The sequence below is a fragment of the Streptomyces sp. TLI_146 genome (assembly GCF_002846415.1).
In the GTDB taxonomy this organism is placed as follows: Bacteria; Actinomycetota; Actinomycetes; order Streptomycetales; family Streptomycetaceae; genus Streptomyces.
Genome location: NZ_PJMX01000001.1, coordinates 5,300,058 through 5,315,118, shown reverse-complemented (window position 1 = coordinate 5,315,118; position 15,061 = coordinate 5,300,058). Strand labels below are relative to the sequence as shown.

10 protein-coding genes are annotated in these 15,061 nt (G+C 71.9%); 3 read left to right on the top strand and 7 right to left on the bottom strand.

The annotated features are described in order from the left end of the window. Positions 1-54 precede the first annotated feature (54 nt). Entirely contained in the window at positions 55-1,308 is a 1,254-nt protein-coding gene (locus BX283_RS23795; RefSeq protein ID WP_101389548.1) for an outer membrane lipoprotein carrier protein LolA, read from the bottom strand. Between the two features lie 528 nt (positions 1,309-1,836). On the opposite strand from BX283_RS23795, the gene BX283_RS23790 reads away from it, so the two are divergent. Beyond that, the gene (locus tag BX283_RS23790; protein WP_101389547.1) at positions 1,837-2,400 is read left to right on the top strand and encodes a hypothetical protein; all 564 of its coding nucleotides are present in this window, start codon (positions 1,837-1,839) and stop codon (positions 2,398-2,400) included. A 4-nt stretch (positions 2,401-2,404) separates the two neighbouring features. Here the strand turns inward: BX283_RS23790 and BX283_RS23785 are convergent, their stop codons facing one another. Next, positions 2,405-3,415: a polyprenyl synthetase family protein gene (locus BX283_RS23785; RefSeq protein ID WP_101389546.1), complete on the bottom strand. Its 1,011-nt coding sequence runs from the start codon at positions 3,413-3,415 to the stop codon at positions 2,405-2,407. 255 nt (positions 3,416-3,670) lie between these two features. Between BX283_RS23785 and BX283_RS23780 the strand changes: the two genes are divergently transcribed. Further along, positions 3,671-5,668 (top strand): CocE/NonD family hydrolase, encoded by a 1,998-nt coding sequence (locus BX283_RS23780; protein ID WP_101389545.1) that lies wholly within the window; start codon positions 3,671-3,673, stop codon positions 5,666-5,668. Between the two features lie 21 nt (positions 5,669-5,689). On the opposite strand, the gene BX283_RS23775 is transcribed toward BX283_RS23780, so the two are convergent. Further along, the gene (locus BX283_RS23775) at positions 5,690-6,889 is read right to left on the bottom strand and encodes an FAD-dependent oxidoreductase (RefSeq protein WP_101389544.1); all 1,200 of its coding nucleotides are present in this window, start codon (positions 6,887-6,889) and stop codon (positions 5,690-5,692) included. 77 nt (positions 6,890-6,966) lie between these two features. After that, a complete protein-coding gene (locus BX283_RS23770) occupies positions 6,967-8,217 on the bottom strand; it encodes an ATP-grasp domain-containing protein (RefSeq protein ID WP_373979284.1) in 1,251 nt (416 codons plus the stop codon). Positions 8,218-8,399: 182 nt separating this feature from the next. Between BX283_RS23770 and fahA the strand changes: the two genes are divergently transcribed. After that, positions 8,400-9,623, top strand: coding sequence for a fumarylacetoacetase (gene fahA, locus BX283_RS23765; RefSeq protein WP_101389543.1), 1,224 nt, complete (start codon positions 8,400-8,402; stop codon positions 9,621-9,623). Positions 9,624-9,702: 79 nt separating this feature from the next. Here fahA and recQ read toward each other — a convergent pair whose 3' ends face one another. The 3 genes from recQ to BX283_RS23750 form a co-directional block, all read right to left on the bottom strand. After that, the gene (gene recQ, locus BX283_RS23760; RefSeq protein ID WP_101389542.1) at positions 9,703-11,565 is read right to left on the bottom strand and encodes a DNA helicase RecQ; all 1,863 of its coding nucleotides are present in this window, start codon (positions 11,563-11,565) and stop codon (positions 9,703-9,705) included. 269 nt (positions 11,566-11,834) lie between these two features. Continuing rightward, complete coding sequence (nuoN, locus tag BX283_RS23755; protein WP_101389541.1) at positions 11,835-13,490, bottom strand: NADH-quinone oxidoreductase subunit NuoN; 1,656 nt, start codon at positions 13,488-13,490, stop codon at positions 11,835-11,837. Further along, the gene (locus BX283_RS23750) at positions 13,487-15,058 is read right to left on the bottom strand and encodes an NADH-quinone oxidoreductase subunit M (RefSeq protein ID WP_101389540.1); all 1,572 of its coding nucleotides are present in this window, start codon (positions 15,056-15,058) and stop codon (positions 13,487-13,489) included. The genes nuoN and BX283_RS23750 overlap by 4 nt, the downstream gene beginning before the upstream one ends. Positions 15,059-15,061: the final 3 nt, after the last annotated feature.

Here is a 15,061-nt window from a genome sequence, read left to right as displayed (position 1 = left end):
GCCGCTGGGATCCGGGGGGTCGCGAGGGGGGACCCAAGTCCCCCCTCGCCCTGACTACTTCGCCGCGTTCGCCGCGTTCACCAGCGCATCCTTGTTCACCGCGCCCACGAACACCTTCCCGTCGTCCGTCACCAGCACGTTGATCAGACGGGTCTTGAAGACCGTGCCCGAGCCGAACTTGCCCGTGACCTTGTCGCCCAGGGAGTCGAGGAACTTCCGGGCCTCCGGCGGGACATCGCCCTTGCCGCCCTTGCCGGAAGGTGCGGTCGGGATGCCCTTACCTCCTGGAACGTCGAGGCGGGCGATGGAGTTCCAGCCCTTCCCGATGACGTCGGCGCCCTTGAACTCGCCGCCCGGCGAGCCCTTGAAGCCCGGGCCGCCCTGGTCCGCGTGCCTCTTGCCGTCGTCCTCGGTGACCTTCGCGCCCTTCGGCGGGGTGAAGTCGAAGGTCGAGGCGGACGGCTTGCCGAAGTCGACCTTGGTGAAGCCCGCGTCGATCACGGCCTTGCCCCCGCCGGACGGCGCGAGCGTGAACTTCAGCGGCACACCGTTCTTCGCGTCGACCGCGATCCGGATCGCGCCGACCGTCGTACCGGACTGCTTCGGCTTGATCACCAGCTGGTAGGCGTCCCGGCCCGCCACCTGGGAGGTGCCGTCGACGGTCACCGAGGTGGTCGGGTCGACCGCCTTGAGGGCCTGCTCGGCCAGCGCCTTGGGCGTGGTCGGCAGCGACTCCGGGGCCTTGCCGGGGTGGCCGTGGCGCTTGGCCGCGTCGCCCCCGAGCCCCTTCTTGCCGTCGCCGGCCCGCTTCGAGTGGTACACCTCGTTCGAGGCGCTGTCGTACGCCCATACGTCATCCCCGCTGTGGACGACGCTGTACTCCGACGCCTTGTCGAGCACCGACAGCTTCTGCTTGTCCGGGCCGTCGGCCGCGACCCGCAGGGTGTGCGAGCCGGAGGCCAGCTCCATCAGCTTGCTGTCGGGCGAGGCGGAGCCGCCCTTGCCGTCGCCGCCCTTGGGGGCGAAGGAGCCGAGGCCGCCGAAGGACGGGAGGCCCAGGTCCGTCTTGATCTTCACCGTGCCGGAGAGCTGCTGGGCGTCCGACGCGGCGATCTTCTCGATGAGCTGCTGTGCGCTGATCTTCGGCAGATCGGGGTCACCTGAAGCCGCGAGCGCCGGGACCAGCCCGATGGTCGCGGCCGCCACCCCCGCCACCCCGACCGGGACCAGATACCGCGCGGCCTTGCGGCGGCCCGCGACGAGGTCCCTGGCCTCCTCGGTGGTGTGTGCGCTGTCGTTCGGTGCCATGTGTGCCTTACCTCCGTGGTCGGCGGCGTCCGTCCGTAGTGCTGCGCTCTGTCCACCCCGCGCCGCCATTCTCACCCGAATTGGTCAGGAGTGGTGTTCTCAATCTGACCAAATCAGCCGCCGTCGGGCGTCACCCCTCGGGAGCAACCTCGTGTACCTCTCTGGGATGACACCGAGGCGCGGGACCTCCCCCGACCAGTAGGGGTTGTACGTCGCGTACCTGTCAGAAGCGTCAACTCCGCCGAGGTCAGACGGGATTGCTTCCCGCCATCGCCAACAGACCGCGACACGCTCCCGACTGAGCGACCTTCAGCCACGCAGCCTGCACACGACCGGCACGCGGCCGACATGCGGTTGCGGGTCCGGTTCACTACTGTTTCACCAGGCATGCAAGTGATTGCACAGCGTTACCGAGCACCCAATAGTGTGACCTGGGTCACACTATTGGCAGATCGGGTGTTCGAGTCGCTTTGGGCCGGAATCCGTACACCTGAGTGAGAGCAACCGGCACCACCAAAGGGGATCGCCATGCTCACCGTCCACCGCATCGCCGTCGGCGCGGCCGCCGGGACAGCCGTCCTCGCGCTGGCCGCCACGGGGTGCGGAAGCAGCAACGACAGCAAGACCGAGAAGCCGTCGACCGGCACGACGGCCCCCGCGACCCCGAACCCGGCCGCCCCCACCCTCAGCGCCACCGAGGTCGACAAGGTCGGCACGGTCGTCACCGACAGCAACGGTTACGTCCTCTACCGCTTCGACAAGGACACCGCGAAGCCGTCCCACTCGAACTGCCTGGCCGCCTGCGCCGCGATCTGGCCCCCGGCCCCCGCCACCGACGCGCTGAGCGTCAAGGGCATCGACAAGGCCCTGGTCGGCCAGGTCACCCGCCCGGACGGCACCAAGCAGCTGACCCTCGCGGGCTGGCCGCTCTACCGGTACGCCAAGGACGACGGGCCCCGCGAGGCGTACGGGCAGGGCGCCGGCGGCACCTGGTTCGCGATCACCCCCACCGGGGCGAAGGCCACGGCCGACACGGGCGGCGGCACGACCTCGGGTGGCGTCATGACGCCCCCGGGCGGATCCGGGTACTGAACCCCTACCCCGCCCGGTGCACCACCGCGTCGCACAGCTCCTCCAGAGCCGACTTCGCGTAGCACTCCGGCAGGGGCGCCAGCGTGGTGCGGGCCTCCTCCGCGTACCGCACGGTGTCCCTGCGGGCCTGCTCAAGGGCAGGGTGCACCCGCAGGCGGCGCAGCGTCTCGGCGTGCCGGGCGTCGTCCGTCAGGTCGCCGTCGAGCAGTTCAACGAGCTCCAGGTCCTCCGGACGGCCGTACTGGGCGGCCTGCGCCCGCAGGTGCAGGACCGGCAGCGTCGGAATGCCCTCGCGCAGGTCCGTGCCGGGGGTCTTGCCGGACTCGTGCGAGTCGCTGGCGATGTCCAGGACGTCGTCGGCCAGCTGGAACGCGGTGCCGAGCCGCTCGCCGTACTGGGTGAGGATGTCCACGACCGACTCGTCGGCGCCCGACATCATCGCGCCGAACCGGCCCGAGACGGCGACCAGCGAGCCGGTCTTGCCCGCGAGCACGTCGAGGTAGTGGTCCACCGGGTCGCGGCCGTCGCGCGGACCCGCGGTCTCCAGGATCTGGCCGGTGACCAGCCGTTCGAACGCCTCGGCCTGGATGCGCACGGCCTCCGGGCCCAGGTCGGCCAGTATGTGCGAGGCGCGGGCGAACAGGAAGTCGCCGGTGAGGACCGCGACCGAGTTGCCCCAGCGGACGTTGGCGCTGGGCACCCCGCGCCGCACCTCGGCCTCGTCCATGACGTCGTCGTGGTACAGCGTCGCCAGATGCGTCAGCTCGACCACCACCGCCGAGGGCACGACACCCGGCGCGTAGGGGTCGCCGAACTGCGCGGCGAGCATCACGAGCAGCGGCCGGAAGCGTTTGCCGCCCGCGCGCACCAGGTGCTGCGCGGCCTCCGTGATGAAGGGGACCTCGCTCTTGGTGGCGTCGAGCAGGCCCGCCTCGACTGCCGCCAATCCGGTCTGGACATCGGCTTCAAGAGCCTGGTCCCGCACGCTCAGCCCGAACGGCCCGACGACGGTCACGAGGGGTACTCCTGTCTGCTGACGATCACACGGATTGTCGATGTGTCGCTGCCTTCACTCAAGTCAGCGTATCCGGTCGCTGTTCGATCACCGCTGGCGCCTTCCCGTCACCCCTCGCGCACAGCCCGATGGACCCCGGTATGTTCGTGATCGGCTCATACGATCAGGAGTGGACCTTTTGTCCGGACCGACCACCGACACCGTGCCCGACACCGGCACCCTGTATCCCGTCCACTGAGGTCCTGCGAGGCTGCCATGCGGATCAGAACCGACTTCCCGTACGAGACCACCCGCGTGGACGGTCGCATTCCGCTCCCCGACGGGACGCTGCTCTACGTACGGACCTGGCGCCCGGTGACCGACGAGCCGGTGCCGGCGCTGCTCGAATATGGGCCGTACCGGCTCACCGACGGGACCGCGCCGAGCGACTGGCAGCGCCATCCCTGGTACGCGGGGCACGGCTACGCCTCCGTGCGCGTCGATGTGCGCGGACACGGCAACAGCGAGGGCGTGCCGGGCGACGCGCACGACGCGCGGGAGCTGGCGGACGGGGTCGCGGTCGTCGAGTGGCTCGCCGCGCAGCCCTGGTGCGACGGCAAGGTCGGCATGTTCGGGATCTCCTGGGGCGGCTTCGACTCCCTCCGGATCGCGGCCCTCTCACCCGAGCCGCTCAAGGCGGTCGTCACGGTCTGCGCGTCGGACGACCGCTATGACAACGACGGGCACTACCTGGGAGGTTCCGTCCTCGCCGTGGACATGCACGCCCGGGCGGCGACGATGCTGGCGTTCACGGCGCGCCCGCCGGACCCGGCGTACGTCGGCGACCGGTGGCGGGACATGTGGCTGACGCGCCTGGAGTCCCTGCGGCCGTACGTCCACACATGGCTGGCGCACCAGACCCGCGACGACTACTGGAGGCACGGCGGCGTCCGCGAGGACTACGGGGCGATCGGCGCGGCCGTCCTCGCGGTGGGCGGCTGGCACGACCCGTACCGGGACAGCGTGCTGCGCCTGGTGGAGCACCTGCCCGCCGACCGGGTGCGCGGGCTGATCGGGCCGTGGTCGCACCAGTACCCGGACCGGGGGCTGCCGCCGGGCCCGGCCATCGGCTTCCTCCAGGAGACCCTGCGCTGGTGGGACCACTGGCTCAAGGGCGCGGACAGCGGCGTCATGGACGAGCCGCTGCTGCGCTCCTGGATCAGCGAGTCGCACCGGCCCGCCACGGTGTACGAGGAGCTGCCCGGGCGCTGGGTCGGCGACCCGGCGTGGCCCTCGCCGCACGTCACCCCCGTCCCGTACGCGCTCGGCGGCGCCCCGGTCCGGGTCGACTCGCCGCAGCACACCGGCCTGGACGCGGGCCGCTTCCGCCCGCTCGGCAGCGACGGCGACCTGCCGCCGGACCAGCGCGCCGAGGACGCGCACTCGGCGGCGTTCGACTTCCCGGTGCCGGACGACGGGCCGCCGCTGGAGATCCTCGGGCGCCCGGGGGTGACGCTGCGGCTGCGTATGGACGTGCCGTTCGGGCAGGCGGTGGCACGGCTCTGCGACGTGGCGCCGGACGGCTCGTCCACGCTGGTCACGCGGGGCGCGCTCAATCTGTCCGCGCGCGAGGGCCGGGACCGGGCGGACGCGTGGCCGCTGGGCGCCACCCAGGACGTGACGTTTCTCCTCAACGGCATCGGCCACAGCTTCCCGCCGGGCCACCGCGTCCGCCTCGCGGTCTCCTCGGCGTACTGGCCGTGGATCTGGCCGCAGGCCGACTCGGTGGGCTTCACGCTCGCGCCCGAGGGCAGTTCGCTGACCCTGCCGGTACGGGAGCGGACGGCCGACGCGATCGCCTTCGAGGAGCCCGAGCAGTCGGCGCCGCTCGGCGTGGCCTCCCCCGAGCCGCTGGACGAGCCCCGACCGGAGCGGCTGGTCGTGCGCGATGTCGCCAAGGGCGAGTGGCGCCTTGAGGTGGACCCGCGCCACGGCGGTACGCGGGTCCACCCCGACGGCCTGGAGTGCACCGAGGACGCCCTGGAGACGTACACGATCGACGAGTCGGACCCGCTGTCCGCGCGCACCCGCTCGGACTGGACGATCCGGCTGCACCGGCCGGAGCCGGCCTGGGACGTCACCATCACCTCGCGGTCCGAGATCGCCTGCGACGCGGCGGACTTCCTCACCTCGGACGAGGTGATCTGCCGGGACGGCGGGGAGGTCGTCTTCCACCGGACGTGGGAGAAGCGCATCCCCCGGACGGCGGGCTGACGCCCCCTTCGGAGCCTGTTCTCAGCCGCCCGCCGCCACCGACGCCGCGAGCCGGGGCGAGGCGTACCCGGTCCCGCACACGAACCGCATCACCGGCCCGAACGACGACGCGGCCGGCAGACCCGTGAAGTACAGGCCGGGCACGGTCGACCGGTACCCCGCGTCCAGGACCGGCGCGCCCCGCGAGGTGGCGAGCCGGGTGCGCAGGCCCGGGCCGAGGTAGTCGAGGGCGGCCACGTCCATGCGGTAGCCGGTCGCGGCCAGCACATGGTCGGCGGCCAGTTCGCGCTGGGCGCCGGTGCCGCCGCTCAACGTCAGGACCGGGCGGCCGGACTCGACGCGCGCGCGGACCACTCGGCGCCCGTCGGTCACCGCGACCCGGCCGGTGAACCGGTCGCGCAGCCACCACGCGCCCAGCGGGCCCAGCACCCTGCGTACCAGATAGTGCCGGGCGGGCGCGGGCAGCCGGCGGAAATGGGTGGCGTGGTACGAGAACGCGTACAGCGACCAGGCGCGCCCGAACGGCGAGTCGGGGCTGAGCCGGGGCTGCCGGTCGGGGGCGGCGCCGAAGCGGACGGCGCCGGTCCGACGCGCCACGATCCGTACGCTCGCGCCCGCCTCCGCCATCAGCACCGCGCTCTCGATGGCCGACTGGCCCGCGCCGACGACCAGCACCTCGCGCCCGGCGAAGCGGGAGAGGTCGGCGTGCTGCGAGGCGTGCGAGACCGGGCCGGTCGCCGAGGGGCCGTCGGGGACCGCGGCCGCCAGCTCGCGGGGCATCCGGGCGAGCCCGTCGAGGCCGGTCGCGACCACCACCGCGCGCGCCTCGAAGGCCTCGCCGGAGTCCAGCTTCAGCTCGAAGTGGCCCGCCCGGGTGCGGTCCACGGAGACCACCCGTACGTCCTCCAGGTCCGGCAGCAGCTTCTCGGCGAACCACTGCCCGTACGCAGCGAAGTCCTCCACCGGGATGAGGTCCCAGTCGGACTCGTAGCGCCGGATCCCGGTGTCGGCGCAGAAGTCGACCAGGGTGTGGCCGCGTTGGGGCGCGTCGATGCTGGACGCGGACGGTGTCGACTTGAGGACCATGCCCGCGGGCATGTGCGCGCGCCAGCTCACCATGGGCGAGCCGAAGACGCGGACCGGGAGGCCGCGTCCGCGCAGATGCGCGGCGGTGGACAGACCGTAGGGCCCCGCCCCGATGACAGCTACCGGACGAATCACGTGAAGGTCCCCTCCCCAGGGTGGTGCGCACAGGTGCTGGCGGCGCTGGTGGTGCCTGCCGCGCCGGTCCCGCCCGGCTACTCGGCCATCGCCCGACGGGAGCCGCGCCACAGCTGGTACAGGTGCTCGGCCCCCGGTCGTACGAAGCGGGCGAGCATGGTGAAGAACGGCCTCGGGTCGTCCCGGGCGAGCCACGCCAGCTCGGTGCCACGGGGGCGCGCGGGCGCGTGCGGGGTGGTGTAGCCGCTGCGCCGGTAGGCCAGGAGGGCGGGCAGGTCGATGTTCTCCACGACATAGCGGCGCCCGGCCCGCTGCTCGCCTTCGGGCACCGCGCGGCCGGTGAGGTGCAGATGCTGGGCGCGCACGACGTCGACGCCCGCCTCGTTCTCGAAGAGGCGGAACTGGGCGCCCATCCGCGGGTTGAAGTCGAGCATTTTGTACTGGCCGTCGCGCCGGTCGAAGCGCAGGTCGAGGTCGGCGATCCCGCTGAAGCCGATCCGCTTCACGAACTGCTCGGCCAGCTGGGCCAGTTCGGGGTTGTCGACGGCGTACGCGGTGGCGGTCATCCCGGCATGCGGCGGCCAGGAGCGGACCTTGACGCCGGTGAACAGCGCGAGCGGCGCCGCGTTCTCGTCGAAGTAGGCGTGGACGATCCAGTCCTCGGCGTCCTCGCGCGGCAGGTACTCCTGGAGGATCACGCCCGGCCGCTCGCCCCATGCGCGGGCGAGGGCGAGCAGGTGCGCGGGGCTCTCGACGCGGGTGGTGCCGCGCACCGCGGGCCGCTCGCGCCGCACGAACGCCTCGCGGTTCTTGGCGACCAGCGGGAAGCGGGCGTGCCGGGCGAAGTCCTCGACGTCGTCGTAGCTGTCGGGGAAGGCGGCCGCGGGCGAGGGCACCCCGTGCTCGACGCACAGCTCGTGCAGCCCGCGCTTGCTGGCGAGCCTGCGGGGCAATTCCGGTGCCACCGGCGGGAAGAGGAAGTACCCGTCGAGCTCCTTCCGGTGCTCGGCGACCAGCACCGCCGCCTCCTCGTCGGTCGGCACGAGGACGGCCGGGCGGCCGATCCGGCGGCCGATCCGCAGCAGCCCGTCGACCAGGGCGTCCGGGTCCTCGCGGCCGGTGGTGGGCCAGGCGAAGGCGTGGCGCAGATAGCGCGAGTGGGCCGCGGGGGTCCAGTGGTCCTCGGTGATCGCGTACATCGGCACGCCGAGCCTGCCGAGGCTGCGGATGGCGCCGACGCCGCCGTGGTGGAGCGGGTAGTTCCCGATCTTCACGATCAGTGCGGGCACGGTCCGGTCGGCCGTGAACAGGGCGTTGCTGCGCGACACCAGTCCCCCCCAGGGACGCACGGCCCCCTCGCCGTGTTCGTGTCCCGGCAAGGACGGTAAGGGCGGAATCGCCCCTTCCGGAGACGGAGTTTCCGGACATTACGAACTCTTTAGACACTGCCTACGCAACCATCGCCGACGTAACGTGTCCTCCACACCCGTGGAAAGCGAGGCAGGCACAGATGTCCGAGCAGAGCCCGCTCGACCTGGCCGAGGGCGACCCCTTCGGCCCGCACAACCTTCCGTACGGCGTCTTCTCCACGCCCGACGCGCCCGAGCACCGCCGCGTCGGCGTCCGCATCGGCGATCACGTCCTGGACGCGGGGGCCGCCGCGCACGCACTCGGCTCCCCGTACGCGGCGCTGCTGGCCAGGCCCACGCTGAACCCGCTGCTCGCGGCCGGGCGCACGGCGTGGCGCGATGTGCGGCGCGCGCTCACCGCGTGGGTGACGGTCCCCGCGCACCGGCCCGACATAGAGCCCCTGCTGCACCCGCTGGACACGGTCACCCTGCATCTGCCGTACGAGGTCGCGGACTACGTCGACTTCTACGCGAGCGAGCACCACGCCACCAACGTGGGCCGGATCTTCCGGCCGGACGGGGACGCGCTCACCCCCAACTGGAAGCACCTGCCGATCGGTTACCACGGCCGGTCCGGCACGATCGTGGTCTCCGGTACGGATGTGGCGCGCCCGCACGGGCAGCGCAAGGCGCCCACCGACCCGGCGCCGGTGTTCGGCCCCTCGGTGAAGCTGGACATCGAGGCGGAGGTGGGCTTCGTGGTGGGCACCCCGTCCGCCCTCGGCCGGCCGGTGGACCTGGCGTCCTTCGAGGACCACGTCTTCGGTCTGTTCCTGCTGAACGACTGGTCGGCGCGGGACATCCAGGCGTGGGAGTACGTCCCGCTCGGCCCGTTCTTGGGCAAGTCCTTCGCCACGTCGGTCTCGGCGTGGGTCACCCCGCTGGAGGCGCTGACGGCCGCCCGGGTGGCGCCGCCGGAGCGGGACTTCCCGCTGCTGCCCTACCTCGACGACGCGGACGCCGAGGTGCCGGGCGGCTTCGACATCCGTATCGCCGTCGCGCTCAACGGCCAGCTGGTGGCCGAGCCGCCGTTCGCGGGCATGTACTGGACGGCCGCCCAGCAGCTCGCCCATATGACGGTGAACGGCGCGTCGCTGCGGACGGGCGACGTGTACGGCTCGGGCACCGTGAGCGGCCCCGAGCGCGACCAGCGCGGCTCCTTCCTGGAGCTGACCTGGAACGGTACGGAGCCGATGGAACTGCCCACCGGCAAGCGCACGTTCCTGGAGGACGGCGACGTCGTCACGATGACCGCGTGGGCCCCGGGCCCGGACGGCGTCCGGGTGGGGCTCGGCGAGGTCACGGGACGGATCGTGGAGGCGTAACGGGTGCGCCGGGGGGGCGCCGACGGCTCGTGGAGGGGAGGGCCGGTGAGGCCCGCGGGGGCGCCGCCGGCGCCCCCGGCTACTCCTGCTCCCCCATCAGCACCTCCAGCACGCCCTCCCCGTACGTCGCGAGCTTCTTCTCGCCCACTCCGGCGATCGTGCCCAGCTCCTCCACCGAGCCGGGGCGGGCGACTGCGATCTCCCGCAGGGTCGCGTCGTGGAAGATCACATACGCCGGAACGCCCTGCTCGCGGGCCTGCGCGGCCCGCCAGGCGCGCAGCGCCTCGAAGAGCGGGGCCGCCTCCTGCGGGAAGTCGGCCGGGGCCGCCTTCGCCTTGGCCGCGGCCCGTGCGCGGGGCGCGCGCTCCGGCTTCGCCGGTTCCGAGCGCAGCCTGACCTCGCGCTGGCGCCCGAGGACCTCGCCGCTGGTCTCCGTCAAGACCAGCGTCCCGTACTCACCCTCCACCGCCAGCAGGCCCTGGGCGAGCAACTGCCGCACCACGCCCCGCCACTGCGCCTCGGAGAGCTCCTCGCCGATGCCGAACACCGACAGCCCGTCGTGGTCGAACTGGATCACCTTGGCCGTCTTGCGGCCGAGCAGGATGTCGATGATCTGGCCCGCGCCGAACTTCTGGCGGCGCTCCCGCTCCAGCCGGACGACCGTGGACAGCACCTTCTGCGCGGCCACCGTGCCGTCCCAGGTCTCGGGCGGGTTCAGACACGTGTCGCAGTTGCCGCAGTTCTCGGCCGTGGCCTCCTGGCCGAAGTAGCCCAGCAGCTGGGCGCGGCGGCACCCGGCCGTCTCACAGAGCGCCAGCATCGAGTCCAGGTGCGCGGCCGCCCGGCGCCGGAACGCCTCGTCGCCCTCGCCGCCCTGGATCATCTTGCGCTGCTGGACCACGTCCTGCAGGCCGTAGGCCATCCACGCCGTGGACGGCAGGCCGTCGCGGCCCGCGCGGCCCGTCTCCTGGTAGTAGCCCTCGACCGACTTGGGCAGGTCCAGATGGGCCACGAACCGCACGTCGGGCTTGTCGATGCCCATGCCGAACGCGATGGTCGCCACCACGACCAGACCGTCCTCCCGCAGGAAGCGGGACTGGTGCCGCGCGCGCGTGCCCGCGTCGAGCCCCGCGTGGTACGGCACCGCCGCCACGCCGTTGTCGCTCAGATACTGCGCGGTCTTCTCCACGGAGGCGCGCGAGAGGCAGTAGACGATGCCCGCGTCCCCGTCGTGCTCGTCCTTCAGGAAGGTCAGGAGCTGCTTCTTGGGGTCGTTCTTCGGCACGATCCGGTACTGGATGTTCGGCCGGTCGAAGCTCGCCTCGAAGTGGCGCGCCTTCGGCATCACCAGGCGGTCGGTGATCTCCCGGTGGGTGACCCGCGTCGCCGTCGCCGTCAGCGCGATGCGCGGCACGTCCGGCCAGCGCTCGCCCAGCATGGAGAGCGCCAGGTAGTCCGGGCGGAAGTCGTGGCCCCACTGCGCCACGCAGTGCGCCTCGTCGATGGCGAAGACGGAGATCTTGGCCCGGGAGAGCAGATCGAGCGTGGCCTCCACGCGCAGCCGCTCCGGGGCCAGATAGAGCAGGTCGAGCTCGCCCGCGAGGAGCTCCGCCTCCACCGTGCGGCGCTCGTCGAAGTCCTGCGTGGAGTTGATGAACCCGGCCCGCACGCCGAGCGCCCGCAGCGCGTCCACCTGGTCCTGCATCAGGGCGATCAGCGGGGAGACGACCACACCCGTACCGGGTCTGACGATGGCCGGGATCTGGTAGCAGAGCGACTTTCCGGCGCCCGTCGGCATGAGCACCACGGCGTCGCCGCCGGCCACCACGTGCTCGATGACCGCGCCCTGGTCGCCGCGGAAGCTCTCGTAGCCGAAGACGCGGTTCAGCGTCCGCAGCGCCTCGCTCTCGACCGCCGCGCCCTTCTCGTCCGTCCCGATCATCACTGCGTCCCCGCCCGTCGTCCTCGTAACTCCGCCACCCCTGCCACGATAGGGGCCCGGGCCGACACCCCCCGCCGAAGTCCGGCCAAATCCCCCTCGCGCGGACACGAAACCGCAGGTCAGAGGGGCTAAAAAGTTATCCACAGGGGGTGGGATGCGCCGGGCCCCGGCACGACATGCGTGCCGGGGCCCGGTGTATCTCAGGGGCGCGGGGAACCGCGCGACCGGCCACGGACGAGCCGCGGCCGAGATCCGCACCCCGCGGAGCGTCAGCGCACGAACACCCCCGCCTGACCGGCCAGATCCAGGAAGTACTGCGGCGCCACACCGAGCATGAGCGTCACGGCGACACCCACGCCGATCGCCGTCATCGTCAGCGGCGACGGAACCGCCACGGTCGGCCCGTCCGCCTTCGGCTCGCTGAAGAACATCAGCACGATCACCCGGATGTAGAAGAACGCGGCGATCGCCGACGAGATCACACCCACCACGACCAGCGGCCCCGCGCCCCCCTCCGCCGCCGCCTTGAACACGGCGAACTTCCCGGTGAAGCCGGAGGTCAGCGGGATGCCCGCGAAGGCGAGCAGGAAGACCGCGAACACCGCCGCCACCAGTGGCGAGCGGCGGCCGAGCCCGGCCCACTTGGACAGGTGCGTCGCCTCGCCGCCCGCGTCGCGCACCAGCGTGACGACCGCGAACGCCCCGATCGTCACGAACGAGTACGCGCCCAGGTAGAACAGCACCGACGAGATGCCGTCCGCGTTGGTGGCGATGACACCCGCCAGGATGAACCCGGCGTGCGCGATCGACGAGTACGCGAGGAGCCGCTTGATGTCGGTCTGGGTGATCGCGACGATCGCGCCGCCCACCATCGTGACGATGGCGACGCCCCACATCACCGGCCGCCAGTCCCACCGCATCCCGGGCAGCACCACATAGAGCAGCCGCAGCAGCGCGCCGAAGGCCGCGACCTTGGTGGCGGCCGCCATGAAGCCGGTGACCGGGGTGGGCGCGCCCTGGTAGACGTCGGGCGTCCACATGTGGAACGGCACCGCGCCGACCTTGAACAGCAGCCCCATCAGCAGCATCGCGCCGCCGATCAGCAGCAGCGCGTCGTTGCCCATCGTGCCCGCGAGCGCCGGGTCCACGGTCTGGACCGTGCCGTCGACGACGTCCGCGATGGTCGCGTACTGGACCGAGCCCGCGTAGCCGTACAGGAGGGCGATGCCGAACAGCAGGAACGCCGACGAGAAGGCGCCGAGCAGGAAGTACTTCACCGCCGCTTCCTGCGACATCAGCCGCTTGCGGCGGGCCAGCGCGCACAGCAGGTACAGCGGCAGGGAGAAGACCTCCAGCGCCACGAAGAGCGTCAGGAGGTCGTTGGCCGCCGGGAACACCAGCATCCCGGAGACCGCGAAGAGCGCCAGCGGGAAGACCTCAGTGGTCGTGAAACCGGCCTTGACCGCGGCCTGCTCGCTGTCGCTGCCCGGTACGGACGCGGCCTGCGCGGCGAACGAGTCGACCCGGTTGCCGTGCGCCTCGGGGTCGAGGCGGCGCTCGGCGAAGGTGAAGATCGCGACGATCGAGGCGAGGAGAATGGTCCCCTGGAGGAAGAGCGCCGGGCCGTCGACGGCCACCGCGCCCATCGCCGCGATGTGCGCCTTCGTCGTGCCGTATCCGTCGGCCGCGAGGGCGACCACCGCGGCGAAGGCGGCGGCGAGCGCGATCACGGAGAGGAACACCTGGGCGTAGTAGCGGCTCCTGCGCGGGACGAACGCCTCGATCAGCACGCCCACCACCGCCGCACCGACCACGATCAGCGTGGGCGCCAGCTGCGCGTACTCGATGTGCGGCGCCGGGATCTTGTCCACCTTGCCGTCGGCCGCCGTCGTCCACAGGCTGTGGACAGCTGTTGCTGTGCTCACTGGGCCGCCTCCACCACGGGCTTGGGGTCCTTCTTGTGTACGTCGGACATGGTGTGCTGCACCGCCGGGTTGACGATGTCGGTCAGCGGCTTCGGGTAGACCCCCAGGAAGACCAGGATCGCGATCAGCGGGGCGACCACCAGGAGCTCGCGGACCTTGAGGTCCGGCATGCCCTGCACCTCGGCCTTGACCGGGCCGGTCATCGTCCGCTGGTAGAGCACCAGCACGTACAGCGCGGCCAGCACGATGCCCAGCGTGGCGATCACGCCGATCGCCGGATAGCGGCTGAACGTGCCCACCAGGACCAGGAACTCACTGACGAACGGCGCGAGTCCGGGCAGCGAGAGGGTCGCCAGGCCGCCCACCAGGAACGTGCCCGCGAGCAGCGGGGCCACCTTCTGCACCCCGCCGTAGTCCGCGATCAGACGCGAGCCGCGGCGCGAGATCAGGAAGCCGGCCACCAGCATCAGCGCGGCCGTCGAGATCCCGTGGTTGACCATGTACAGCGTGGCGCCGGACTGGCCCTGGGTGGTCATCGCGAAGATGCCCATGACGATGAAGCCGAAGTGCGAGATCGACGCGTACGCCACCAGGCGCTTGATGTCCCGCTGGCCGACCGCGAGCAGCGCCCCGTAGATGATGCTGATCACCGCGAGCACCAGGATCACCGGGGTGGCCCACTTGGAGGCCTCCGGGAAGAGCTGGAGGCAGAAGCGGAGCATCGCGAAGGTGCCGACCTTGTCGACAACCGCCGTGATCAGCACGGCGACCGGGGCCGTGGCCTCGCCCATCGCGTTCGGCAGCCAGGTGTGCAGCGGCCAGAGCGGGGCCTTCACCGCGAAGGCGAAGAAGAAGCCGAGGAACAGCAGCCGCTCGGTGTTGGTCGCCATGTCCAGCGAGCCGTTCGCGCGCGCCGCCGCGATCTCGTCCAGCGAGAACGTCCCGGCCACCACGTACAGCCCGATCACCGCGGCCAGCATCAGCAGACCGCCGACCAGGTTGTAGAGCAGGAACTTGACCGCCGCGTACGACCGCTGGGTGGCCGCCGCCTCGTCCCCGTGCTCGTGCGCCCGGTCGCCGAAGCCGCCGATGAGGAAGTACATCGGGATCAGCATGGCTTCGAACAGGATGTAGAAGAGGAAGACGTCGGTGGCCTCGAAGGAGAGCACCACCATCGCCTCGACGGCGAGGATCAGGGCGAAGAAGCCCTGGGTGGGCCGCCAGCGGCTGCTGTGCGTCTCCAGGGGGTCGGCGTCGTGCCAGCCCGCGACGATGATGAACGGGATCAGCAGCGCGGTGAGCGCGATGAGCGCCACCCCGATGCCGTCCACACCCAGTTCGTAGCGGACGCCGAAGTCCTTGATCCAGGCGTGCGACTCCGTCAACTGGTAGCGGTCGCCGCCCGGTTCGAACCGTACGAGCTGGACCGCGCTCAGCACCAACGTGCCCAGCGAGACCAGCAGCGCCAGCCACTTGGCGGCGGTCCGCCGCTCGGCCGGGACGGCGGCGGTGGCGATCGCGCCGACCGCCGGGAGCGCCGCCGTCGCGGTAAGGAGGGGGAACGACATGCC

What these genes read in the sequence shown, in the direction of transcription:
- BX283_RS23795 (WP_101389548.1), bottom strand. Translation starts at nt 1,308, where the DNA reads ATGGCACCGAACGACAGCGCACACACCACCGAGGAGGCCAGGGACCTC.
- recQ (WP_101389542.1), bottom strand. Translation starts at nt 11,565, where the DNA reads ATGATCGGGACGGACGAGAAGGGCGCGGCGGTCGAGAGCGAGGCGCTG.
- BX283_RS23790 (WP_101389547.1), top strand. Translation starts at nt 1,837, where the DNA reads ATGCTCACCGTCCACCGCATCGCCGTCGGCGCGGCCGCCGGGACAGCC.
- fahA (WP_101389543.1), top strand. Translation starts at nt 8,400, where the DNA reads ATGTCCGAGCAGAGCCCGCTCGACCTGGCCGAGGGCGACCCCTTCGGC.
- BX283_RS23750 (WP_101389540.1), bottom strand. Translation starts at nt 15,058, where the DNA reads ATGTCGTTCCCCCTCCTTACCGCGACGGCGGCGCTCCCGGCGGTCGGC.
- BX283_RS23780 (WP_101389545.1), top strand. Translation starts at nt 3,671, where the DNA reads ATGCGGATCAGAACCGACTTCCCGTACGAGACCACCCGCGTGGACGGT.